This window comes from Aerosakkonema funiforme FACHB-1375 (genome assembly GCF_014696265.1).
In the GTDB taxonomy this organism is placed as follows: Bacteria; Cyanobacteriota; Cyanobacteriia; order Cyanobacteriales; family Aerosakkonemataceae; genus Aerosakkonema; species Aerosakkonema funiforme_A.
In genome coordinates, this window is record NZ_JACJPW010000023.1 from 24644 (window position 1) to 49705 (window position 25062).

Sequence of the window (25062 nt, forward strand, 5' to 3'; positions counted from 1 at the left end):
ACTTTCTTACTTTTATACGGGAACTAATTCCATCAGCACCGCAGGAGTTTCCCCTTCTTTAGTGATGATGCGAGTCAATTTAAAATCAGCCGCTTCAAAGAGTAGTTTGAATTCTTCTTCGGTACGTACTTTGCCGATTCCTAACGTCATTTCTTCCACATCTAACCATTTGTTCCAAATGTATTGCTCGCCCGGAAGAATCAATGAATCCACAACTATTACTTTACCGTTATCCTTCATCGCTCGGCGGATATTTTGCAACATCTTCACACAGCTTTCATCCGGCGTTTCAATCAGAGTGTAAGAGACGCTGTAGAGGTCACCGCCGCTGGGGAAAACATCCAGAGGGTCTCCCTCAATAGTTTCGCATCGCTCCCCTACACCCTCGCTCTGTGCGTAGCCAGCTGCATCCGCGACAAGCGGCGGCGGGCCAAAAAGAACGCCTTGCATTTGCGGGTTATTGTTCAGTATCCAAGGAATCGATACAGTTTCGGGCCCAGCTTGACCCACAACTTTAGTGAAGCCAGAAAAGTCGTATTCTTTCAGCAATGGTAAGCAAAAGTTTCTCAAAATTCCCACTACTGCCTTACCAAAAAGCTCACCCTCTTCGGGATGCTGCTCCATGTACTCGAAGTAATTATCTACTTGGAAAACTGCTTTGATTGCGGGAGTACCATCTTTGATAGTTTGGTACATCTCACCCTTCACAGGCCAGTTACAATCGCTACAGTGCATGATTGCTTGATAGCGTAAGGAAAAGGGATTATCCTCACGCAGATATTCACCCATAGGAGTGAGCGCAAATCGGCGCGGTTCAACTTCAGTAAAGACACCGACACTGGCGAGAGAGCGCAGCAATCGGTACAGCGAGGGCGCATAAGTTTCGGTAGCTTGTGCAAGTTCGTCAGTAGTTTTGGCTCCATCTTTGAGAAAGTCAGCCACACCCAGTCTGGCAGCAACACTGAGCGCTTGATTGATCCACAGTCCGCTAGCAAGCTCTACAAAAGCTGTCATTGCTGAAGTATCTTGAAGGTTTTGGGTTTCACTCATAGTTATGGATGCTATTGAATATCTGCAATTACAATACCAAATTTTTGCTCAAAAATGTAGGTAGTTTTTGTAGTATTTGTCTGCCAATAAGTTACTATAATAAAGTTAGCTTTCCGGCGGTTATAGCGAAAGTCCAAATTCAAAATTCAAAATTCAAAATTAAGAATTTATTCCCGTTATATGGTTCTCCCGCTCCCCCACTCCCTCCTCCCTCTCCCTTTCCCTTTCCGATTAACTTTTACAAGTTCCCGATTAGGCAGGAATCAGCTCCATTACGCTACAAGGAGTATCCATTGTCAATATGCGCGACAGTGTAAATCCTCCCGCTTGAAATACTTTTGTAAATTCTGACTCTGTGCGCGGCCCTCCATAGCTCAGGGTCATCTCTTCCAAATCGACCCATTTGATCCAACTATATTCATCGCCGGGAGGAACAACAGCATCGAGTACGAGCAGTTTACCGTTTTCAGCTATGGCATTGCGGATATTTTTAAGCACTTTAATTATACTTTCATCATCCCAATCTATGAAAATGTAAGATATAGTATAAATATCTCCACCTTTCGGCACGGATTCAAACATATTTCCGCCGATTCTTTCACAGCGATCGAGTACTCCTTCCTTCTCTAGAAACTGTCCTGCTTCCTCCACAGTTTGCGGCATATCGAAGAGAATACCTTTCATATGGGGGTTAATTTTTAAAATCGATGCTAACAGAGAACCTCTGCCACCAGCGACATCTACCAGTTTGATGCAATTGGAAAAATCGTATGTTTTGACAAAGGGTGAATAAAAGTTTCTCGCCGAAGCTAGCATCACTCGATCGAATAGTGCTTGAGACTCAGGATGCTGGACTAAATATTCCCAATAACTATTAACTTGAAAAAGGTGATTTATGGCAGGTTTACCTGTTTTGACCGCATCAAACATCGTCCCTGTAGTTCGCCAATGCCAGTCTTCGCAGTGCATTATCGGTTGATCGCGTAACGAGTAAGGATTATCGCTGCGAAGATATTCAGCGATGGGGGTAAGCCCAAATCGATATGGTTCAACTTCGGTAAAGACGCCGACACTGGCGAGACAGCGAAGCAATCGGTATAGTGAGGAGGCGTGACTGTTGGTAGCTTGCGCCAATTCATCAACGGTCTTGGCTTCTTGGGTCAAGAAATCGGCAATACCTAGTTTGGCAGCTACATTTAATGCTTGGGATATCCAATATTTACTTGCCAGTTCGACAAAGGCAATCATTGGTGATTTCGTTGGGGGTTTATTCATCGCTGTAACCTCTTGTGTAGCGTTAGAAAGTTGATTTAATTTAAAAGTTTTGTCAAAACTTTAGACTACCCGCGCAAAGGGAGGTAGTCTAAAGTTCAGCCAGAGAGCGATCGTTCTAGAAACAGATCGATCGACTACAGTCCGCGATCGAACACTTTATCCGGGTCATCATCGAAATAAACAACACCCTTGTCTTTTTCGTATTGCTCGTACAAAGAAATCATTTTGTTTAACTTGTCCGGATACTGTTTGCCCAAATCAACCAATTCCCTGGGGTCTTGTGCAATGTTAAACAACTTCCACTGATTATCCCCGCGTGGCTTGTTGACTCTCAGAACTTTCCAATCTCCCATGAACAGCGCTCTGTTCCCATCACCAAATAACTCGAAGCCGATCGCGTCATTTTCACCGTAAATGCGAGCGGCTTTTCCCTCCAGTAAAGGACGCAGAGAACGTCCGTTCATAGGAAGGATGGGACGGCCTTGATAATTGGTGCCGGGATGCTTAAACCCTGCGTAATCCAGGAACGTGGGCATGAAGTCCATTACCGAAGCAAAAGCAGTTGTTTTGGTACCCGCTTTGATAGCCTTTGGATAGTAAAAAATCGCCGGTACGCGAATGCCACCTTCGTAAACTCTCCCTTTAAAGCCATAGTGCGGAGTTGCACTGACATCAGCCCAACCTTCGCCATAGGCAACAAAGGAGTTTTTATTGCCTATATTTTCATAGCTGTTATTGATACCTTCCTTCTTGAACCAATCCTCAAATTCCTTATGTCCCGCAGCAAAGTCGTGAGCCGCTGCACCGTTGTCGGACATAAAGACGAAGATGGTATTTTCGTACTCGCCGATACTCTTTAAGTGAGCGATCAATCGGCCAATATTGGTATCCAGGTTGTCAACCATTCCGGCGTAGATGGCCATCAGCTTAGCATTGTACCGTTTCTTTTCTGGCGTTAGGCTATCCCAAGCAGGAACACCCGGTTGTCTGGGTGGCAATTGCAGATTGTTGGGAATGATACCAAGCTGCTTGAGGCGTTGGAAACGCTGTTCGCGGATGCGATCCCAGCCAATATCGTACTTGCCCATGTACTTGCGAATGTATTGCTGGGGAGCTTGTAAGGGATCGTGGGGCGAAGTAAAAGCACCGTAAATGAAGAATGGTTTGTTATCTCTACGATTCTGATTGATGAATTCGATCAGCTTATTCGTATAAAAATCTGTCGAGTAAAAATTAGCTGGCAACTGAGCATCTTTGCCATTGCTTTTGTAGGTGGCGATCGGACTGCCAGGACTGTATCCCATTTGGCTAAAATGAGTCGCTGCGCCTTGAATCAGGGAAAACGACTGGGTGAAGCCTTTATCTGAGGGGAAATGCCCTTCATCATGGCCTAGATGCCATTTGCCCACCATATAGGTGTTATAGCCAGCATCTTTTAAAAGGGTGGGCAAAGTCACCACTCTGTCGTTGAGATAGCCTTCATAGCCCGGATTGCCCTTCTGACGCTCGGTTAAATCCTCCGCCATCGTACCCAGCCCAACGAGGTGGTTATCTATCCCAGTCAGCATCATAGAGCGGCTGGGCGAGCAAGCTGCCCCGGCGTGGAAATTGGTAAACTTCATACCTCCTCGCGCTAGGGCGTCGATGTTGGGGGTAGAAATTTCACCGCCAAACGCGCCTACATCGGAATAGCCCATATCATCGGCGATGAGCATAACTATATTGGGAGCCTTTTTTTTGGCGCTGTCGCTTTGGGCTTGCGAACTTTTTTTCCAAAATGAAAAGCCGATGAGGGCGAAGGTGGAGAAACTGAGGAGGAGGAGAAATTTTGGAATTCTTTTGTACATGGCGAGGAAATTTCCTTTTTGCTGCTAAGCCTATTTCAGCAGAAATAGGGTCTGAAAAGTTGAAGTTGGACTGGTGCAGGATAGCCTGCTATTTACCAGACGATCGCACGAACTATTGCGACGGCATCATGGTATCGTTTTACTAATGAAAGAGTATTTTATTTTATATCACGTTCAACTGCCTCTGCTAAAGTTTTTTCTAGTAATGGCGGTAATGAACCGCCATTTTTTACCCAGTTGGCACATTCTATTCCCAATTTTCCAATAATAAAAGTTTCGTATTTTTCAAGCTTCTCCGCTGTCAACAAATCTTTCCAAACGCCATTTTTACCTTTGCCGAAAAAAGCTTTGGGAATAAATCCTGGCGGCGCGAATTTATCCGCATATTCTTTCATATATTCCAGGGAAGATTGCTGTATGACAATTTCTTTTTTGGCAGCATCCATTTTCACGCCCAGAAACTCAGCGATTCTTGCAATTTCGTTTTCTTTATCGCCGATTAAGTTGGCATAGTGAATCAAAAGTATATTGGGGCGATCTCTGACTTGCAACCAACTATCTATATGATCCCACAAAGGCCATAAATGTCTTCCCGTTTCTAGCCAGTTATCCCAAAACTCTAAGAAACTATCCTCCAATTTGACATCCCAAAATGCCGGATCGTAACCTGCATTGTGATTGTACAGGGATAAGGCTACGTCTCTTCCGTCTCTCACCAAATAAATGTACTTCCACTCCGGATGATAAGGCAAAGCATCAAAAGGTAGGTGAGTCTTCAGAAATCTTGGTTCTGGTAATTTTTCTATATGGTCAATTTTTTCTTCTAGAGAAGCAAAAAGCGGATCGGGGGTGTGTTCGACCCACGGACTTAATTCTTGAAGCGTACTATAACCGCTAAATTCGCTGTTGCCATTTATGAGGAGATTAACGATTTGTTGCGTCAAAGTTGTTCCCGCTTTGTAGCAAGAAGCAATAATTATATCTGTTTTACGGGCGTTAACAGCGTTCCAAATTGTTGAATCGCTGTAAATGTTTTTTACTACTAAATTCATAACTTATTCCCCAACAAGTTTTTTGCGAGAAAATTCGAGAAAAATTCAGTAAACGATACAAAGGCACAGATTTTTTTCTCAAACCTCAGCCAATCTACCGTAATTGCATCGCTAGAATTGGCAATAATGCCAAAGCAATTTCCCAGCGATTGTACCAAGACAAGACGCTAACACAAGCCGGGTGAGCGATCGAGTCAAGTATTGGCTAGCTAAACTAAGCATTTCCAATCGCTCGACACAGATGGGGAGTACTGGTGACTACCCTAATGGATCTATACAATTCATTAGTCTACACAAAAACAGAACTAGGGTTTGCTTTTTACCAATGATATTCTGAAATTTTTCAGATTTTTTGGGCGTCGAAATCGGTCATTTCCTTATCCTGTGAGCTTTTGATAAAATCTATCAATTTTGATATGGGTAACAAAGAGGGATCGCCTTCCGAAGAAAAGCCGATCGCCGCGTAGGATTACTATAGTTACAAAATATGTAGTTGACTTCCTACCTTTCCTACTTTTCCTACCTTTCCTACTTTTTCTAGAGAGAGGTGCGGGGGTGCGTTTGCAAGCGATCGGCTTGACAATTTAGCAAAAACTCACGTTTTCAAGAGACTTTATGCCAAAGCACACAACATTATTATCTTACCTCTCATGGCAGCAGGAAAAGTAGGAAAAAAGGGAATAATCGGAAAAATTTACAAAATGCTCGCCAATAGAAGTTGAAAATATTGTAAATTTAAAACAAGTGCTGTGGCTATGCTCTAAAAATTAAAGTGGCAGCTCGGCAGGAAATGCTAAATTAGCTGAAAGCACGCAGATAAACTGATTTGGCAGCCAAGTCAGCACTTAGTATTTAGTATCGTGTCGTACTCGATGTCCAACTTGCTATAACACTTTTCAAAGTATGCAAAAGCATCGCCACCTCAAAAAATTGTAAAGATATATCAAAAGAGTTGAGATAAATGACAAGTAAAGTGATTTCCGTAACCCAGAACGTAGCCGACACAGATGCAGATGTGGCAGTGCCCGGTTACTGGTACACCGATCCCAATATTTTTAACCAAGAACGGGAAAAGATTTGGTATAAAAGTTGGCTGTTTGCGGGTCGATTGGAAAAGTTAGCCAACCCTGGCGATTACATTACCTGCAAAATTGGAGACGAGCCCATCTTTGTCATCCGCACGCACTCCGGAAAGTTGCAAGCGATGTACAACGTTTGTCCCCATCGAGGTATGCGTATAGTTGAGGGACAGGGTAAGTGCAAACATTTGCTCTGTCCTTATCATCACTGGACTTATAGTTTGGACGGTCAACTTCAAGGCGTACCATACGCGCAGGAATGCTTTCCCGGTCTGGACAAATCCTCAATTGCTCTAACTAAAGTCCAGGTCGATACTTGGGGCGGTTTTATCTTTGTCAACCTCGACCCGGAAGCGGGGCCATTAAGGGACTATCTCGCAGGCTCTCCAGAGCATATGGAACAATATTCCCAACCCTGGGAAGAGATGCGAGCAACTCATGGAGCGACCTTTGAGGTGCCGTTTAACTGGAAGATTCTGCTGGAAAACTATATTGACGCTTACCACATACCGATGGTGCATTCGCCGACTTTAGGCGGCAGATTTGAGATGCCAGGTTTTGTGGGCGGCTGTATGAGCGGTATGCACACGCTTCAGTACTATGACTATTTAGTGCCGCGAGAACGCACTTACATATCTTGGCTTTTTCCAAACACGACGATCTTGACATTAGATGAATATGTTTTAGTTTGGCAAGTTAATCCGGTCAATCCAGAATTCACCGTCATTGAGAAATTCTTGCTGCAAACTCCAGCGCAAATAGAAAAGTTCCCAATGAAAAGTGAAGAGATAATTTCCAAGCAATTTCGTATGGTTTTTGAAGAGGACATTCCTTTTTGCCGCACGCTACAGGAGCAAGTTAAATCAAGAGCTTACAACGGCAACCAGAAATTAGCTAAAGGGCCGGAAGACGGAGTTTTATATTTTCGTAAAGCTCTCCTGCAAGTGATGAACAATACCTGAAAAGTTGTAAGCATTCAGCTATCGGCAGTCAGCCGTCAGCTAATGCTCAAATTTCGTTTTTGTTGTGTGTTAAGAAATGAAATATTGTTACCAATGTCAGCCAACGTAGAAACCAACCTAAAAATTCCTAAATATCTTCCTCTTCACATAGCTAGGGGAAAATGGGTTCTCAGACCCGCCCTAGAACATATGGAAATGTCAAAGTGGATTGACATTGACGAAGATTTAATCCCGCAACTCAAACTCAAAGAGCGACTCCTGAAAGAAAGCTACTCAGATGTGTTCGCCAGTTTACCGGGAAGCGAAGCGGGTCAGCAAGAACTATTGGAGATGCTGATAGAACACCTTCTCAAATACTTCCCAGAATATTATCGAGTAGAAGGAACAAAAATAGAAAATCTCAAATGGGGTAAAGTTTGGGATATATCCGATTATAAAGATGCTCCCATTGCGCTGGCTGGGCAATTGGTGCAAGAAGATATTTGTCTGTTGCAACCAGGTGAGGGGGGGTATACTCTTAAGGCAGCGCTGATGTGTTTTCCCCTTTTTTGGCGACTGCCGGAAAAGATCGGACGTCCTCTATACCAAATTCATGGCCCAGTTCCCGGATATCCAGAAAAACTAAAGCACCCTCTAGACCTTTACTTTGAAAATCTCAAACCGGATCGTCCGGGAACTAGAATTGCCTGGGGAATTGTGCCAACTCCTCTATTGGTGGTAGCTTGGTACGAACCAAAAGAGGGATGGGAGAAAGAGCTGACACCGGAAAATGTAGGCGATCGCCTGTGGCTGAGATCCGAGTATCAAACTATCCGACGCTTGCCCAAAACTGGCGATATTATCTTTACGGTGCGGTCATTTATGGACTCAATTTCCAGTCTTCCGCCCGAAATCCGCAAAAATTTGGCAGAAGTGATTCGACAAATGTCTCCGGAAACGCGGGCATATCGGGTTATGGGGCCATTTTTAGAGCCACTGCTTATTTATTTGGATCGATAATTCCAGATAGGGTGAGGATGCGATCGCATTGCTGAAATATCCAGATGTAGAGACGTTTTATGAAACATCTCTACATCTGGTCAAAATAAGAGGGGAGATCGCTGTCTGTCTAAAATGCGATCGTGAATAATTTTGATAAACTCAATCATTAATTTATCAAAGTTTTCTCTTCCGAGCCAATCTCCAACTTTTCCTCTAGCAACTGTGTGGCAGATCCCTCCTCAATAATCGGTAGAGAAACGCTACCATCCCCAACATCGTTCCTAAAAGTTCTGGGTAACTGTACCCCAAGCGATACCATTCTGGTTGCCAGGAACAAAGACAAAGCTAACCACAAGATATGGTTATTTTGATAATGCCAAGCAGCCACAGCTGTAGGTGTAAATCCCACTACAATAGAAGCTAAACTGACATTGCGGAGAGTATGGCCTTCTGCTAAACCCAAGAAGTATCCTTCCAGCATAAAGCCAATGGAAGTAAATCCCAAGACTAAGAGTAACCAGGGAACGTAGACATCAATATTTTGGGTGACTTCAGTGTGGTTAGTTAACAGTCCAAATACAGTATCTGGAAATAGCGTAGGCACTCCAGCAAAAGTCATTCCTACCAGAAAGCTGATCAGTACAGAAATTCCAACTAGGGGCACTAACTTCTCCCCAGTTCCTTTGCCTTTAAAGATTCCGGTCAGAGTTTCCGTGCCGAATCCCAATCCTTCCACAAAATAGAAACATAGACCGAATATCTGTAAGAGCAAGGCATTTTCAGCATAGATAATCGTTCCCAAGCTGGCGGCTTCGTAGTTAAATAAGACGAAAGCTGTGAGGGTAACAAAATTGCTAATCAAAATGTTTCCATTCAGGGTCACTGTGGATTTTAATGCTGCTGTATCCCAAATTTTTCCAGCTACAGCTTTTACCTCTTGCCAGTTGACTTGAGTGCAGAAAAAAGTCAATCCCACTAACAGGGCTAGATACTGACTTACTGCATAGGAAACTCCCGCTCCAGCGCTTTCCCAGCCAAACTTGACGATAAATAGATAGTCCAACGCAATCTTGCTCACATTACCAACACCAGACAGCACCAAAACTAAGCCATTTTTTTCCTGTCCCAGAAACCAACCAATTAGGACAAAGTTCAGCAAAATGGCAGGCGCTCCCCATGTTTGGTTGTAAAAATAAGCTATACCCGCTGCTTTTACGTTTGCTTCCGCTTTGAGCAGGGCAAACCCAATTTCTCCTAAAGGATACCGCAAGAAAATGATGACGATGCCCAAGACTATGGCTATTAAGCCATTACGCAGTCCCACCAATAGCACTCCCTCTCGGTCATTTCGTCCTACAGCTTGAGCTGTTATCCCTGTGGTGCCCATTCTCAGGAAGATTAACACCATGTAGAGGAGGTTGAGTAGGTTTGCCGCTAGGGCTACTCCAGCTAAGTGGTGGATTTCCGACAAATGGCCCAGGAAGATGACACTGATTAAGCTGGCCAGTGGCACCATGATATTTGATAGGACGTTTGCGATCGCCAGTCGGAAGAAGCGAGGCAGGAAGTCATACTGGTTCGACAGCATTTGCTTCATAGATTCAGTCAAGTTGCTATTCCCCAAAATCTGCACTCAAAGAGATTGTCGCGCTTTACATTAATTTACATTATTTTGTCGGGCGCAGCGTTGCCAACTTTAACTTGTAAATCGTATTTGGTGCCAGCTGTTAAGACACTGGATAGTGTCTGTGTTATCCCCGCAACACCGCTTCTCGGCTCCAGTCCGAGAAAAATCGCTCCCACATTGTTGCCTTCCGGCGCTTCATCGACATAGGAGTAGCTAGCGGCATGATACACCGCATAGTTAGCAACGAACGGAATACTTATGAGGCCGGATGGATCGTATAATTCCCAACCAGGGATTGATTTATCAGTAAATTCACCGTATCCCAAAATGGGATCTTCAAACCCTGCGTTTGTTATCGCAAGACTGAAAGCTTCGGCTTTGGGAGCTTCAAGTGCGATCGCCATACAAACAGCGGCACTGCTGGCTGTGGCAGCAGCAATTAAATTAGTAAATATTTTTTTCATGGTTTTTTTGATTGCGTAAGTGTAACAGCTACTAATATACACAAAAACTTTTTTTGAAAAGTGTGTTTTTACATAATTTGCCAAATAGGACAAAAATTATTTAAATTACCTACTTTTTCTACTTTTCCTACTTAATACTAATAATAATTAAGCTCAAAAAAAGGGAAAAGGGAGAAATTCCTAGTTTTGACTTTTGACTTTTGACTTTTGACTTTAGCTCCCCCACTCACCCACTCCCCCGCTCGCCTGATATCATTCTAAGCTATCGTCTCCTGGTGGGTAAATTTGAATGGCAAGCACATCTTGCGGTATCAAACGAATCGGCTCGCCGTAAGACGGTTTCTGCTTTTCCAGAGCAACGCAGGGGTATCCAGAAGCAGCACGCGGCCACAATCGATCGAATTCTGACCACAGATGCCGCAACTGGGGGTTAAAGGCACTGTCGGCTAAGATTTCGGTTACTAATTGCTGTATATCGAGCAAGTCTTCCAAACTAGCGCGTAGGTGAATGCTGTCCTCTACCACGGCTGCATCTAAGGTCAATTGGCCGGCGATCGCATCTCGCAGAGTTTCGGCTTTAGTGCGAAAATTGACTGACTCCAATTCTACGGGATATTCGGTTTCGATTTGCAGTTTTTCTCCACCAGTTGCTCGCACTCGCAACTGAATTCCATCTAAATCGATCGCAGCTGTTTTCCCCGCCACTGTTCGCACCAGAGATTCCCATGTAGAACCTCCTTGGATTCGCAGAATTTCTACTAGAGTTTGCAGCCATTGAGTTAGCTGTGCTTGGCGTTCAAAAGATTGGTTTTCCATCTATACAATTGGCTTTCCTGTTGTTGATACGATAGTAAAATTTTATCAATTAATGCCACTATATTTCCTAAGTTTCATTTAATATATTGCAGTTGGTTTTTAATTGCTTTTCGTCTTTTTTTCCGGTCAGGTTGGCGCTACCCCAGGTAGTTTAAATTTCAGGTTTTTAACTCTTTCGAGCTTAGTCATCAAAGAAACTGAACCACTTGGTGTCGGCAAATTCGCGTTTGAGTTCCGTATAATTGGCAACTATCTCTGCCAATGCTGGAGTTGCTCGCTTCTTAGTTCCAGGTGCAAGATTTACTGGTGTGAGATTAAGAAACGATTGAATGCAGCCCATAGTCTCTGTGTAGCGATCGCACAAATCCTCATAGGTAACAGTTATAAGCGGATGGTCAGAGAATCTCGCATCAAACTCGGCAATCTTAGCCTCCTGCTTCTGGAAGTCGCCGATTAATACATCCTTGTCAAAGTGGAGTGATGCTGGCGGATTTCCTTCCAGATCCTGATTCTTCATCAACTGAACAGAGAGATAACGACGCAAGAGATTTTGGCGGCGGAGACTGATTACAACTAGATGCTTGTCCTGTTCGAGAAGCGACCAAAGATCCGGCCAGTTACCGAACCTTGCCCCACAACGGTGTAATAGAAACCCGACGCAAGGGTGCATCATATTTTCTGGAGTGAAGATATAGTTAGCAAGAATCTCAGAAGCTGGAGTATCAGGCGTAAAGTCATACTTGCTCTCAGTATAGTCTGGATTGAACATCTCAGTCATACATACGACTTGAGGATGATTGTCTAGACTCGTCCGCAGCATATGCGTCCCTGACCTGGGAGAACTCAAAACAAAATAACGCTTGGTTTCTGCCATTGAATTAATTATTAATTGATGAACAACTAGAGAATTTTTAATGACGAATTACGAATTACAAATTATTTACTCACATCCATCTTGTTCGCAAAGCTTGTCCAAAATCTTTGATTGCTTCCATATATTGCGATCCATACCTTTTGGTTGGCTCGATATGGCTGTTTTCATGGTATTCATTAAAAGTAGATACAAGCACCAGTTGTGGCATAACAGATTGACGAAGCACAAACTCTGTCATGCTATGGAGAGTTTTTCCCTGATTTCGGTCAACACAACGAAATCGATTGTTGCTCCTGCGAATATCGGTTAGATGGCGATCGTCGTAGCCTGGACTGACTGTTACCGTGCGAATTCCCTTTTTACCACAATCCGATCGCCGATATGCCTCTGCCCAAACACTCTGCCAATTCTCAGACGATGCTACTTCCAAAGGTGAAAAAAGCGCCCACGAATCAAATAACCCAAAGGTCAGATATAACGATTCTGTATCTGAAGGTAGCCTCAAACTACAAGCGATTCGCAAAAATCCGTCGGTCGCTGCCTTCAAATTCTCGATCTCAGTTCGTTGTCCGTCCCAAATGCCAGTCCAAAATAAGAACATTACTGGTTGGGACTTGAACCTGAAATAGTTGGGTGAGTTTGACAGATCCCTGATGGTAGCGATCGCCCGCTCTAATCCATCATGGGAAGGATCGTAGAAACACAGTTGAATTGCAATACGGATTTGGGATCTGGTTAGTTCCGCAACATGAAACATCCGAATCAGTCCAGCCAACTCATGCTCATTCACACCGTTTGAATCAATATGCAGGTTCGCAACCAGAAAGTCTATGCCATTGCGCTCCATCAATTCAAAATGATATTTCAGGGCATCACCATCTAGCGACGAATAAAACCCGATTTCGGGCATATCATCAACAGATCCGAATTCTAAATTGTCGTTCCAATGAAGATTGCCAGATCCATCTCCATACCAGCAATAATATTGGACTCCGAGCAGTGGACAAAGTGCAGCAGTTTCATCGTCCCCCTGCTGGTGGTCATGTGGATAAGTATTAAACGTGGACTCAATAATTTTAATTAGCTGATGCGCCGAGTTATTCCAGCTATATTGCTGGGCTTTTCTCCAACCAGCTTCACCCATCGCTCTAGCTAAATCAATATCACGCGCCAGCAGGTTCATTTTATCAGCCAGTTCTTGAGGACGCGGCGACACCAGTATCGCACATTGAGGATCGACAACCTCTGTATATCCTCCTTCATTCACCGCAATCAAGGGACGACCATGAGCCAATGCTTCTAGAGGAACAATGCCGAAGGGTTCCCGTGTTGCTGCAAACACAACTGCACGACAGGCATTGTACTCCGCTTGCAACTCTGCTTCTGACAGTCCGTGCTTGAAACAAACGCGATCTCCGATACCGAGTGACACAGCCATTCGTTCCAGTTTCTCACGTTCAGGGCCATCTCCGACAATCACCAGCCGTACATCCGGTATCATCGCCAGTGCCTCAATAATCATCTTCACTCGTTTGTGTGGCCAGAGTTGACCAACGGTGAGGAACTGGACATTCGGCGAAAGCTCAACGATCTGGTTGGCACATTCCACGCCTGGGTAAACTATGTCTGCAACGATTCGTCCATAAACCTGTGACAAATACTGAGCAACATAGTGACTGTTCGCAACTATACGGTCTGGATTGCCCAGCTTGTCAAACATTGCCAGTGCGTTCATGGTTGCTTCGTAAACCCGCGATGGAACATCATCGTAGGTGAACTTCGGGTAAACGTGAACCTTCCACACATCAGACGTAATCGAGTCATTGGGAAGCTGACTAAGCCGCAGATCTTCCAGCATACGCGGGGGTTCGTGCGGATACCACACCATCGGGTGTCTGTCAATCAGATGACAAGGCCAAAGATGAGTATGGTAAATGTCATGTGTACCGATTTCCTGTTGCCACAGTTTGGGTAGCAAGGTGCCGTTCAAGAAGAACGCACGATCCCCTTGAAAGTAAGGTGAAAGTTGCACAAATTTGAAGCGAGTGTCTGGGCAGAACTCGCGCACGACCCGATCGTTGATGGACGTGGCATAAAGTGTAATGCGATGGTGGTGTTGCCAACGAGCGAGGCACTCGATGACAACTCGTTCGGCACCTCCATACTTGACGAGTTCGGGAATGATGATTGCGAGATCGAGGGGGTGTTCCATAAAGCAGGCAAATAACTGAAATTTAGACTGACTGAGCCTTAGAGGCTATTTGTGAAGTAAAGTTTAAACCCAGGTTGAATTGCTACTCTGTATCATTTAAGTTACTTGGGTAGGCTGTTCGACTCATAGTGTATTCAGGTTTTCTGCTTCTCGATGTTTGAAGTTAATAAAATTTAATTTTTCCGTAAAATACTTTTGACAAGGGCGACAATAAAATTGCCGCCTGGGTACTCTCAAATATACGGCTTGACCCCAAGCTGGTAAATCTTTTACTAAGAGATTCTTAACTGGATGCAATTCGTCACTAAATCTTTCACAACGATAACACTTCACTTTTTGATTTACTATTTTGACTGTCAAATATATACCAAGCTTATCTAGAATACATTAGTTAAACTTATAACATTCGTAGGTGAGAGCCACAAAAATTTACAAAAACGTTGTGATTTGAGGGATTTTTTGTCATTTTTCCCTATTGACAAGTTTACCTAAACACAGGAATATTTGAGAATTCTAGAACTTACGCAAAGAAACTCAGTTTCTCTGAAAAATAGTGGGTTTGATGAACTAAAGGTCTACGAATAAACCAGGTTTTTAGTCATTTCGTGCGTAAATCCCGATCGAGAAAACGACAACAAGAAAAAGTTTCAGGCCGATCCAGTTACATCTCGAAAACATTTTGAACTTTTGAGGAAAATACTGTGGCTATTATTAACATAGATGCCAAGAGCAACAACAAACAAAATCCAGTCGTTCAATCCTTCGCAGCAGGAACTTATGAAGTGAAGGTGATTGGCGTCTCAGAGGGGGGACAGTATGATGCGTGGACTCTTTGGAGTGTAGAGATCGGCTGTGACGAAAAAGGAGAAAACTGCACTACCGGATGGGTGAATGAATATAACATCACCTCAAATGAATTTAGCATCAATATTCCCAGTAGTGGGAAATATGCAACAGCCAAACAAGCGCTTGAGAAGGCTCAAAATACATCATTTACTCTCACGTCAGATAGCAAAGTTAACTTTTTCATCAATGACGACGAGCTCCCAGATAACCGGGGGGGAATTTCATTAGCAGTGAAGAAAACTAGCCCAGACTCAGTTTATCCGAAATTGAACTTTGGGTCGTTGCTTTTGCTAGTGCTAGTTTCTCTGACGGTATTGGTGATTTGGATTGCGATCGGCTTGGTTACTGGTAACCCTGGAAGATAAATCAACAAGCCAAATTAAAAATGATTTTCTGTTTTTAATTTGGCTTTTTCTAAATGCGCTTCGATCGCATCGCAAGCTGCCCGGACGCCATCTTCCGTCTCGACCGAACGACGGACTTCTGTGGCTTTAGCCTGATAACTGGGGTCAAACAGCAAATGTTTGAGTTCCGCAGCGATAAGGTCGGCGGTACATTGCTGACGGGAGATCGTGCGCCCTACACCCAGGCGAACCATACGGGCAGCGTTATCTGGCTGATCGTGGGCAAAGGGAACCACCAGCATAGGACGCCCCGCACGTAACGCCTGGGCTGTAGTTCCCACACCGCCGTGATGGACGATCGCAGCTGCTTGCGGAAAAATGAGATCGTGAGGAGCGTAGTCCACTGCGATCGTACCTTCCGGTAAAGAGTGCGAGGGAATCTGATGCGCCGCCTGCCCCATCAGCAGAACCGATCGGTAGCCCAACCGCTGGGCGGCAATCGCTCCCTCAGAATAAAAGTTTCCCGCTGTCCACACCATCAACGACCCCAAAGTAAAGACGATCGGGGGTGGCCCTGCTTGCAAAAACTGCTCCAGTTCCGGAGATAAACCGCGATTTTTTTGGTGGTGATACCAAGGAAAGCCAGTAATGCGAGTATGGGGTGGCCAGTCCGGTTGAGGAACGCCCAAAACTTCCGAAAACAAAGCTAGCACCAATTCCGGTGAATGCTGACCTTCATAGACAGCGTTGCCTTTCGGCGGTAAACCGAGTTCGGCCCGCAACTGCCGCATCGGTGCCCCCCAAAAGCGTGCCTGCCATTTAAAAAGACGAAGTATAGCATCATCGACAACCAACCTTAAAGCTCGTTCGTAAGGAGATTGCGGCGGCGCAGAAAGGCTGGGAAAGTCGTAGGCAGAGATAAACGAGACAGGCGAAAGAACAGTCGAAATCCAGGGAATCCCAGTTTTTTCAGCCGCCAGCGCACCCGCAAAAGCAAGGTGATGCGTCAGCAACACGTCAGCTTCTCGTACTATTTCCAGTAAGTCGCTGTAGGTTGCCCGCAAATGGGGCGCGATCAAATAGCTGATACCGTAGTTCAGAGCTTGTTGGGAGTCGCTGAGCAACTGGATAAATTCTCCCTCCTCTTCCACATTAATTAACCCATCAGGTCTGATGGCGCGGAACTCAATCCCTTCCGATTCGATTGTGTGGCGATAAATTTCGTTGGTAGCGATGACGGCGCGATGTCCCCTTCTTTGCAACTCGCGAGCGATCGCCATGTACGGGTATAAATCTCCTAAAGAGCCAAAAGTTGCGATCGCTATATATTTGCTCATTCTTTTGTCGTTTGCGAAATTCGATGTAATCTTTGCTTTTTCTTGTATCATATTTTACTTTGAGTATTAATCCTACTTTTGCTACCTCTAACTTACAGGCTTAAATTTCCATTAATCACTTTTGTGCGAACAAAAGCAAGTGGCATAAATCGCTAGCTTGTGTTGCTGGCACTTTGCCTAAAGCCTCAGTAGCAGGATGTTTGCACAATCAAGTTCCATATTAGCAAACTCATCAATAAAAGACAATAAAAGACCATGTGTTGAGCAAAAACAAGCTGATCAATAAAAGACAATAAAAGACCATGTGTTGAGCAAAATTAGATTTAATTGTTTTGTTAGAGAAATTTTGGAAAAAAATTGAATCTGAAGGAATAATATAGTACATTGTCTGTACTAATACTCAAAAATTATTAGAATCCAGAGCTATAAATTATGGCTACTTTCCTCAAAAAAGAAAGCACCATCCTCTCGATCGCAATAGTGGTTGCTTTAGCAGCTATCACGTCTGGGCCCCTAGAAGCATCCGTTACTCTAGAGGCTGTACCGGAGCAATCTACTGCACCAGCCTCTTTCCCATCCCCCGCAAGTGTACCGAGTAACAGGATTGTGCGGATCGACGGATCGAGCAGCATGGACAAAGTTAACGAAGCCCTCAAGCGGGGTTTTGAGAAACAATACCCAGGTGCGAAAGTCGAAATCACCCGCAGGGGAAGCGATCTGGCGCTTCAATCGCTACTGGCAGGCAAAATCGACTTAGCGGCGATCGGTCGTCCTCTGACTCCGCAAGAAAAAGCTCAAGGATTGGTATTGGTTCCTGTCGCTAGAGAAAAGATTGCGATCGTGGTTGGGCCCGATAGTGCCTTTAAGGGAGGGTTGACCTTTGTTCAATTTGCCCAGATGTTCCGAGGTCAAATTACCAATTGGTCTCAGGTAGGCGGCCCCTCAGCCGCAATTCGATTTATAGACCGCCCCGACGGAAGCGATACGCGGCGGATTTTTCGAGCGACGTTCTCGTGGTGGAAATAAAAGAAAAAGTAAGAGCGCACATTTATCTTTTCCTTATTATTTCCATAGTTCTATTTATTAAGGTGTTAATAGAGGAAAACATCGTGAAAAAGCATTCCCAAAAAGGGATTTCAATCCTCCCATTCCAAGGGGCATTATCAAAAAATTTTCCCCATTTCAAGCTTTGTCCGCTCGTTGCCCAGCCAATCCCAAATCCTCTCAGCCAAAATCCTTGCATCGGGTGACCCAGCTAAATTTATTTCGGATGTCGCCGTAGATACATTTTGCCAATGTTGGCAGTATTTTGCGAGAGCGTCGGAATTGTCAAAATATCCATTCCCCTTGCTGAAATTTGAATTTATATTAAAATAAAGCGGAGTTTACTCTAAAATACTCGTATGGTAGACGGATTTTTGAAAAAAATAAAACTTCTGATGCAAGGAGAAAAAATGGTTGGACGTAGTACCGTTCCAGAACGTTCGAGTAGTGGTTACTATCTGATCAAAAGCAAGCTTAATGGCCTAGTCCTAGATGTTGCTGGCAGTAACCCGCAGCCTGGAAGCCACGTAGTTGTATACCCAGCAAATGGTACTTACGGTGAGGCCAATCAGCAGTGGGCAATTAGCGAGAATGGGTCGATCAGAAGTAGGCTCAATGGTTTTGCGTTAGAGGTAGAAGGAAGTAAAGAAGATTATTATACATTGGTAGTTGTTTCCCCGCTCAAGGTTAGTAACGGTGAGCCTAACCAGCAATGGACAATTACAGAGCATGGCGCGATCGCCAGCAAGTTAAATAACTTTGTGCTGGATATTTTTGGATCTGGTACAGCACCGTTGAACCCCGTTGTGATGGCTCCCCTCAACGAGACTAACGGTACCCCTAACCAACTGTGGGAACTTGTCCCGATTCCACCAGAAGCTTTAGCGCCGATCCCCCTAGAAAAACAAGGCCCAGCCGGAGGTTCGATCGCCGCCACAGATTTCGAGATTCTACCAAAAAATGAACTGCCTAAATCCAGGATTAAAACTGTACGTATTCATTCTGCTTGGGCAGTAGATAAAATACAAATTCAATATGAAAATCTCGCCACTAATCCACCTCAAACCTACGAGTCAGCCGCATTTGGTGGGCCTGGTGGTGGCTATGGCGAATTCAGCCTATTGCCGGGAGATTATCTCACAGCAGTATATGGAACTTGGGGAAGAGAAGCCCCCGGTTATCCCAAAGAAGATATCGTTACGTTACAGTTTAAAAGTAACAAGGGCCTTAAATCCCCAATATTCGGGGGCAGCAATAGCGAAAAAGAAGTAGATTCTTTCGCTTTTGAAGCACCTCCGGGTTACGAAATCATAGGCTTTTTCGGTGCCTATGGCGGCAATTATAACGTCTTAGTTCGCTTAGGTGTATATCTCAAACTTGTCATACAGTAATTATCACTGTATAACAACCGTATCAGACGTATCAGAGATTAGGAGTTAGAAGCTAGGGAATACTTTTGAGTAATAAGTTACTTAGGCGCTAGGGAATGTATATGAATATACAATTTTCCAAGAAAGATTTCCCGCCCTTAGCGGTCTAAGATGCCAAAAGACAGGAAATTTATGTCTAACACTTTAGAGAGTATTCCCGATGCCCTAGCCCCTACTAATTGGTTCGTGTACAATAACTTAAACCTTTTGACTCATAGAGAAACTTAATGCTTGGGATTATCTTATTTGCGCTTTATCTTTCCTTCTTTGCTTGGATAGTATGCGAACCGAAGCATGAAAAAATAAGTCAACTTAAAAAAGTATCGCAAGCGGAAGATATTAAAATTATCACTGCGACACCAAAGAAAGAAGCGCAAGATCGATCGGTACTCGCTGTCGCCGTCAGTGTGGGCAACGGTAACAACAACCAATTTACGAACGGCCAACAGGTTTATCCACCTGCTAGCAAATCTGCCTTTAACACCCACAGCACCAAGCTCAACGGAGGCGAAGCGGCGAAAAACTTATCGACAACGTTAGCTGCCTCTGTTCCACCCTCTAATTCAGTCTCTAACTCAGTAGAATTAGCTTCTCAGGGAAGTTTAGCGATCGCCTCTTCTACCAACATAACTACAAGTTTACCAAATGGGAACTCAAATGGAAACTCCAATGGGCACTCCAATGGGCACTCCAATGGAAACTCCAATGGGCACTCCAATGGAAACTCCAATGGGCACTCCAATGGAAACTTAAATGGAGACTCAAATGAGCAAACCTTAGAAAAGCATCAGGCTGAGTCAGTCTCCCATCCTGCCGAAGATAGGTTAATGTATGATAAACAAATTATCAACCAAGCAATAGAAGAATCTCGCTTCGCAGTCGTAAAAAAAATCAAAGAATTCGTTGAAACAAAAAATCAGACGTTAGGTTCCTATCAACCTTTGTATGAATTATTAACAGATTACCCCTTCCGAGTAGGCAAAATGCTACGCCCAACTATGTGCATTAGCGCTGCCAGGGCAGTCGGAGGAATGGGACACGAAGCTTTGACATCGGCAGCTGCGCTTGAGCTTTATCACAATGCTTTTTTGATCCACGATGACATCGAAGACGGTTCTGAATCTCGACGGGGTAAAGGCACTTTACACCAAATGATTGGAATTCCTCGCGCCATCAATGTAGGCGATGCGACCAACGTATTGGCAGTAGGTTTATTGCTAGAAAATTTATCAACAATTGGTGTGGCCAAAGCTCTAAACGTGTTGCACGAAATCGAGTTTATGGCGCAGCAATCTGTGGAAGGACAAGCAATGGAATTAGATTGGGTTGCTACCAATGCTGCCTATCTAACCGATCAAGATTACTTTAAAATGTGCGTCAAGAAAACTTGCTGGTATTCTTTTATTACTCCCTGTCGAATCGGTTTGATTGTCGGATATCCTTCAGCTAGTAATAAAGAATTGACTGAACGTTTGGCAGGTTTGACTAGATTTGGGATGATTTTAGGAATTGCTTTTCAAATTCAAGATGATTTGCTTAATTTACAGGGCGAACTCGAAGCATACGGTAAAGAAATTGGCGGTGATATTTACGAAGGCAAACGCACCTTAATGCTGAATCACGTTTTGGCGAATAGCGGACAAGCGTCTCGGCAAATTTTGGACATACTTGCGTTACCCCGCGAGGAAAAGACGCCCGATCAACTCGCTTTTATTATGGATAAAATGCAGCAGTGCGGTAGCATAGAACACGCTTGGAAGGTGGCGCGATCGCTCGCTAACAAAGCAGCAGAAATTTTTGAAAGTCTAGATTTTCTTCAGAAAGAAACCCCACTGCGATCGCACGAAGAATGGGAATGCCCAGTACACGATCGACGATTCCTTAAAGAACTAATCAATTACGTGATTTACAGAAATGTCTGAAGGAAAACTAGCAGTAAAAAAATAGTGAAAGAGCAAAAAATTAAATGAGCGAAATATTGGCAATTCCACAAAATTTGACCCAGGTCAAGATCGAAGTTTATCCAGGTTCGACTGTGGCGATCGAACTGTTACTCGATAGCCAGATAGATGAAACCCTATTGTTTCGTCCGACGCTGGATGATTGGTTGTTAGATAACGGTCAAGTTATCTGCATCCCTAGCAATATGTCTCCTCCTTATCTGTACATACATAAAGGGAGCAAATTAAACCAAAAAATCAAATTCTCAATTCCTTTTCTTCTGCAACCAAAGCAAAAGATTGTGAGTTGGTTGCGCTTTCCGGGAATTCAGGAAGAGGCAATTCCGATCGAATTGGAAATTGTATCACCGACATCAGAAAAAGATAAAGAGCGAGTTTTTGAAGTTCCTTTGGAAGTTACTTTACCCTTCACTGTCCTAGAGGGAAATTCCTTATGGAATACCCCAGACAAAACAACAGCGGCAATATTTGGCTTGATGTCAGGTTTGATGGATTTGGATAAAATTCCATCCCGTTGGCTAGCAGCTGAACTTTTCGTAGTTTTGTGTCAAAAAGGAGAAGAATACGCCCAAACAGAATCGGGTAGAAAGTTACTCGATCGACTCAAACTTACCCGCTTCTATCAAAATGGAGTCACCGCTTTTGCATCCGCTCAAATTCCCAACTGGATTAGCGATAGTATCAAAAGTACAAGTGCAATATTGTCGGGTCAGAGTTTGCTACATATCTGGCAGGAATGGCTGTTAAATATCGCTCCAGAAGATGTAAAATTAAATGATAAAAAAGGCGAATTTTCCCTACCTGCTTTTTTAGGAGAAAAGTTTGTTTATAAATTAGGAGGAAATGCCGATCGCTGGTTTGGTGGTATCCTCTTGGGACTCGCACATATATCCCCTGCAATTGCGAAAAAATTGCAATATATGGCTAGCACAGATCGAAACTCGGCAGGAAGATTAGAAAGCGATCGCGCAACCGAAGCAACTAAAAGTTTAGTCGCCGGACTACCGGGTTTAGATACAACTCCGGTACGTTGGCTGGTGCTAGAATTATTGTTGCTGGTTTGCCAACAAGGCGATCGCTACGCCCGCACTCAAGCAGGCAGTCAATTACTGACTCAGTTGCAGCGTACTGACTTCTTTCAAAATGGCGTACTCGCTTTTGCATCAGCGGAATTTCCCCGTTGGACAGTCATCTCTCAACAAGCCGCCTCTGCCTATCATACTTATGTTGCAGTAGAGAAAGGGGAAGGTAATTTGCTTTATTTAGGAGAACAGTGGCTGTGGAGTTTGCTGCCAACAGAGTTAAAGTTAAGTCAGGCAAAAGATCGGATTACCATATCGAATGCGGCGGCAGATAATTTTGTAGAATCTGTAGGTATGAATGCAGAACGCTGGTTTAGTTGCGTTGTGCTGGGACTGGGCTTAATATCGCCAAGAATTGCCGCCCTTTGTCAAGCGATCGCCTCTAGTAAAAATATAACTTCTCCCCTCTCAAAATCTGCCGAACAAACAATACTCAACGACGTTTTCCAAGAAGCAGGATCGCTACAGCGATGATGGAAAACCAACCCTCTAGAGGAAAATCCTCTCATCCAATAATCTAAAATCCAATAATCCAAAATCCAAAATCTAAAATCCAAAATTGAATGACCATTGACGAACAACTCCTAGCCCGCGTCGAAGCTCTACGCATCCCCTTGGATGACCCCACCTCCCCAATTGATTGGAAAGATTGGTATCACTTCCTTTTTTTAGATAAACAAGGAAAAGTGCGGGTATTGGTTAACATAACTACGATCGGCAGACCGGAAAGAGGAGAAATTCAAGTCACCTTTCTGGTAAACTTAGCCAGTGAATACCTGCCCCCAGAGTACCGATTAGATATCCCTCTAGCAACATTCGGCACTGCGTTCAGCTTACAATGGCAAGCGGATATGGTGCGTCGAAATCCTTTGCGTATTCAAGGAAACAACATCTTGCTAGAAGTCGATGGCAAACATTCCCTATTGCAAGTTCAAGACGAACGAATGCAGCTATCGATTCGCTGTCAAGGAGAAGCGCAAGCGACACCTTTGTTAGTAACAGAAGATTCGCCTTTTGGCAGCGGTTTCATCGGTTGGGGATTAGTACCCGGTTTGCAAGTAACCGGAGAATTATCTGTAGGCGGGCAAAATTTCAGTATCGATCGCAATTGGTTTACTTATCACGATCGCAACTTCGGTCGTTTTCGTTGGGGAGAAGATATAGGTTGGGAATGGTTTGTCGCTTTTGCCACTTGCGATGATGGCAGACAAATTACTTTGGTATTAGACCAACGTACAAATAAAGACCATTCTGTCAAGGTATTTCCCTATATTTTTGTATATTTGGATAACGAATTAGTCAAAACTTTTCTCGGTTCTAGTTTAGCGGTTAATTGGCAGTGGTCAGACGATCCGGTAATGCCTGTGCGTTTGCCTGGAATCATGGCTTCCGTGTTTGCCGATCGCACTTTAAAAGTTCCGGAAAGCTTGCAAGTAGAAGCCGTTTACGAAGGCGATCGATTGTTACTCAACGTCGATTTTGAAAGCGCGATCGAGCTAGTAATTCCCGATAATCAAGCACGTCAATACAGTTTCATCGAAGAAGTAACCGGCACTCTGGAAGTTAATCTTTTTTGGCAAGGAGAAACTCTGCGCGGAAAGGGAATAATTTATGGAGAATATGTACTTTAGGAATGATTGTTGGAGCGAGCTATAACCGAGACTGAGTTGAGAATTCCTGCTTTGAAGCGCAGCGTACAAGAAATAAAAATGGAGTGGAACTTGCCATGACAGAGGAAGCACGTATTCCTGATGAAGAAACGAGAAAAGCGCTTTTTAACTTTCTCAGGACTTACGCATTGATACTAAATATGGTGAGATGGTGCGTTACGTTACCACTAACGCACCCTATGGATAGAGGCTTTGCGTAAGTTTTGTTCCTTACTTCTTTTATGGCGCTCGATTGAAGAACAATCACAAATGACTAAAAATTTGATTTCAATCAATCACAACATTTTCTAGAGATGATTCCAGACATTGTTCCCATTCGATCTTGGGCATCCCATCGAAAGCACTTCTCAAAGACTCTTCCCACCAATTCCGAATTTTAGCTAAGTAAGGATCTCCCAAACGCAGTTGCAACTTGTGACGAATCGCAAGAGAGTCAGTTTCGTACATCACCATACTAATTGGTGGCCCAACAGAAATATTTGACTTCATCGTCGAGTCGATCGAAAGCAGCGCACACTTAGCGCAAGCGTCTAAAGGCGTCTCGAAATTGAGAGTGCGGTCTAAAATTGGCTTGCCGTATTTTGTTTCGCCAATTTGTAAAAAAGGCGTTTCCGGCGTAGCTTGAATAAAATTACCTTGACTGTAAATGAGATAAAGTCCTGGTTCTTCGCCTCTAATTTGCCCGCCCAGAAGAATGCTGCATTTAAAATCAATGTTATCTTTTTGCAGCCATGCTCGATCTTGTTCCTGCATCTGACGAATTTTGCCACCTATATAACGAGCGATTTCGTACATATTTGGCAGGGAATGGATGTTGGCTTCATCTTGCGCCTTGAGATCCTTTCGGATTAAAGTCATAACTGCCTGGGTCATGGACAGGTTTCCCGAAGTACACATGATAATTGCCCGATCTCCAGGATAAGAAAAATCAAATAGTTTTTGATATGTTGAGATGTAATCTACTCCCGCATTAGTGCGAGAGTCAGCAGCCATAACGAGACCGAAGCGGGTAATAATGCCAAGGCAGTATGTCATGAACGTAGCAGTGTGAATGTGATGGGGAGAGGGAAAAGAGAACTAAAAATGTTCTTTTAGGAACATTTCCATAA

The 25062-nt window shown here is 44.0% G+C and carries 20 protein-coding genes; 8 read left to right on the forward strand and 12 right to left on the reverse strand.

What is annotated here, in order from left to right; all coding sequences use genetic code 11:
- Nucleotides 1–12: 12 nt before the first annotated feature.
- The 4 genes from H6G03_RS11000 to H6G03_RS11015 form a co-directional block, all read right to left on the reverse strand.
- Nucleotides 13–1050 carry a methyltransferase gene (locus H6G03_RS11000; protein WP_190464415.1) on the reverse strand — a complete coding sequence of 346 codons (1038 nt, stop codon included), beginning with the start codon at nucleotides 1048–1050 and terminating at the stop codon, nucleotides 13–15.
- A gap of 252 nt (nucleotides 1051–1302) precedes the next feature.
- Entirely contained in the window at nucleotides 1303–2325 is a 1023-nt protein-coding gene (locus H6G03_RS11005; RefSeq protein ID WP_190464416.1) for a methyltransferase, read from the reverse strand.
- Between the two features lie 134 nt (nucleotides 2326–2459).
- Nucleotides 2460–4172: an arylsulfatase gene (locus tag H6G03_RS11010; protein WP_190464417.1), complete on the reverse strand. Its 1713-nt coding sequence runs from the start codon at nucleotides 4170–4172 to the stop codon at nucleotides 2460–2462.
- A gap of 158 nt (nucleotides 4173–4330) precedes the next feature.
- Nucleotides 4331–5224: a sulfotransferase domain-containing protein gene (locus H6G03_RS11015; RefSeq protein ID WP_190464418.1), complete on the reverse strand. Its 894-nt coding sequence runs from the start codon at nucleotides 5222–5224 to the stop codon at nucleotides 4331–4333.
- 961 nt (nucleotides 5225–6185) lie between these two features.
- On the opposite strand from H6G03_RS11015, the gene H6G03_RS11020 reads away from it, so the two are divergent.
- Both H6G03_RS11020 and H6G03_RS11025 read left to right on the forward strand, forming a co-directional pair.
- Nucleotides 6186–7265 (forward strand): aromatic ring-hydroxylating oxygenase subunit alpha, encoded by a 1080-nt coding sequence (locus tag H6G03_RS11020; protein ID WP_190464419.1) that lies wholly within the window; start codon nucleotides 6186–6188, stop codon nucleotides 7263–7265.
- A 93-nt stretch (nucleotides 7266–7358) separates the two neighbouring features.
- Nucleotides 7359–8264, forward strand: coding sequence for a heme-dependent oxidative N-demethylase family protein (locus H6G03_RS11025; RefSeq protein WP_190464420.1), 906 nt, complete (start codon nucleotides 7359–7361; stop codon nucleotides 8262–8264).
- A 148-nt stretch (nucleotides 8265–8412) separates the two neighbouring features.
- On the opposite strand, the gene gntT is transcribed toward H6G03_RS11025, so the two are convergent.
- From gntT to H6G03_RS39470, 6 genes are all read right to left on the reverse strand, one after another.
- A complete protein-coding gene (gene gntT, locus H6G03_RS11030) occupies nucleotides 8413–9843 on the reverse strand; it encodes a guanitoxin biosynthesis MATE family efflux transporter GntT (protein ID WP_190464459.1) in 1431 nt (476 codons plus the stop codon).
- 65 nt (nucleotides 9844–9908) lie between these two features.
- Nucleotides 9909–10337, reverse strand: coding sequence for a hypothetical protein (locus H6G03_RS11035; protein WP_190464421.1), 429 nt, complete (start codon nucleotides 10335–10337; stop codon nucleotides 9909–9911).
- 252 nt (nucleotides 10338–10589) lie between these two features.
- Nucleotides 10590–11153 (reverse strand): hypothetical protein, encoded by a 564-nt coding sequence (locus H6G03_RS11040; protein ID WP_190464422.1) that lies wholly within the window; start codon nucleotides 11151–11153, stop codon nucleotides 10590–10592.
- A gap of 181 nt (nucleotides 11154–11334) precedes the next feature.
- Nucleotides 11335–12027 (reverse strand): sulfotransferase family protein, encoded by a 693-nt coding sequence (locus H6G03_RS11045; protein ID WP_190464423.1) that lies wholly within the window; start codon nucleotides 12025–12027, stop codon nucleotides 11335–11337.
- A gap of 70 nt (nucleotides 12028–12097) precedes the next feature.
- A complete protein-coding gene (locus H6G03_RS11050) occupies nucleotides 12098–14239 on the reverse strand; it encodes a glycosyltransferase (RefSeq protein ID WP_190464424.1) in 2142 nt (713 codons plus the stop codon).
- 123 nt (nucleotides 14240–14362) lie between these two features.
- Nucleotides 14363–14572: a transposase family protein gene (locus tag H6G03_RS39470; protein WP_191056030.1), complete on the reverse strand. Its 210-nt coding sequence runs from the start codon at nucleotides 14570–14572 to the stop codon at nucleotides 14363–14365.
- Nucleotides 14573–14940: 368 nt separating this feature from the next.
- Here H6G03_RS39470 and H6G03_RS11060 point away from each other — a divergent pair, with 368 nt between their 5' ends.
- Nucleotides 14941–15450 carry a hypothetical protein gene (locus H6G03_RS11060; protein ID WP_190464426.1) on the forward strand — a complete coding sequence of 170 codons (510 nt, stop codon included), beginning with the start codon at nucleotides 14941–14943 and terminating at the stop codon, nucleotides 15448–15450.
- Between the two features lie 14 nt (nucleotides 15451–15464).
- Here the strand turns inward: H6G03_RS11060 and H6G03_RS11065 are convergent, their stop codons facing one another.
- Nucleotides 15465–16766 carry a glycosyltransferase gene (locus tag H6G03_RS11065; protein WP_190464427.1) on the reverse strand — a complete coding sequence of 434 codons (1302 nt, stop codon included), beginning with the start codon at nucleotides 16764–16766 and terminating at the stop codon, nucleotides 15465–15467.
- A gap of 432 nt (nucleotides 16767–17198) precedes the next feature.
- Between H6G03_RS11065 and H6G03_RS11070 the strand changes: the two genes are divergently transcribed.
- From H6G03_RS11070 to H6G03_RS11090, 5 genes are all read left to right on the forward strand, one after another.
- Nucleotides 17199–17792, forward strand: a complete 594-nt coding sequence (locus H6G03_RS11070; protein WP_190464428.1) for a substrate-binding domain-containing protein — start codon at nucleotides 17199–17201, stop codon at nucleotides 17790–17792.
- A gap of 428 nt (nucleotides 17793–18220) precedes the next feature.
- The gene (locus H6G03_RS11075) at nucleotides 18221–19201 is read left to right on the forward strand and encodes an RICIN domain-containing protein (protein WP_206756624.1); all 981 of its coding nucleotides are present in this window, start codon (nucleotides 18221–18223) and stop codon (nucleotides 19199–19201) included.
- A 266-nt stretch (nucleotides 19202–19467) separates the two neighbouring features.
- A complete protein-coding gene (locus tag H6G03_RS11080) occupies nucleotides 19468–21162 on the forward strand; it encodes a polyprenyl synthetase family protein (protein WP_190464430.1) in 1695 nt (564 codons plus the stop codon).
- A 44-nt stretch (nucleotides 21163–21206) separates the two neighbouring features.
- A complete protein-coding gene (locus tag H6G03_RS11085; protein ID WP_190464431.1) occupies nucleotides 21207–22757 on the forward strand; it encodes a hypothetical protein in 1551 nt (516 codons plus the stop codon).
- Between the two features lie 89 nt (nucleotides 22758–22846).
- Nucleotides 22847–23914, forward strand: coding sequence for a hypothetical protein (locus H6G03_RS11090; protein WP_190464432.1), 1068 nt, complete (start codon nucleotides 22847–22849; stop codon nucleotides 23912–23914).
- Between the two features lie 306 nt (nucleotides 23915–24220).
- On the opposite strand, the gene H6G03_RS11095 is transcribed toward H6G03_RS11090, so the two are convergent.
- The gene (locus H6G03_RS11095) at nucleotides 24221–24988 is read right to left on the reverse strand and encodes a proteasome-type protease (protein ID WP_190464433.1); all 768 of its coding nucleotides are present in this window, start codon (nucleotides 24986–24988) and stop codon (nucleotides 24221–24223) included.
- Between the last annotated feature and the right edge of the window lie 74 nt (nucleotides 24989–25062).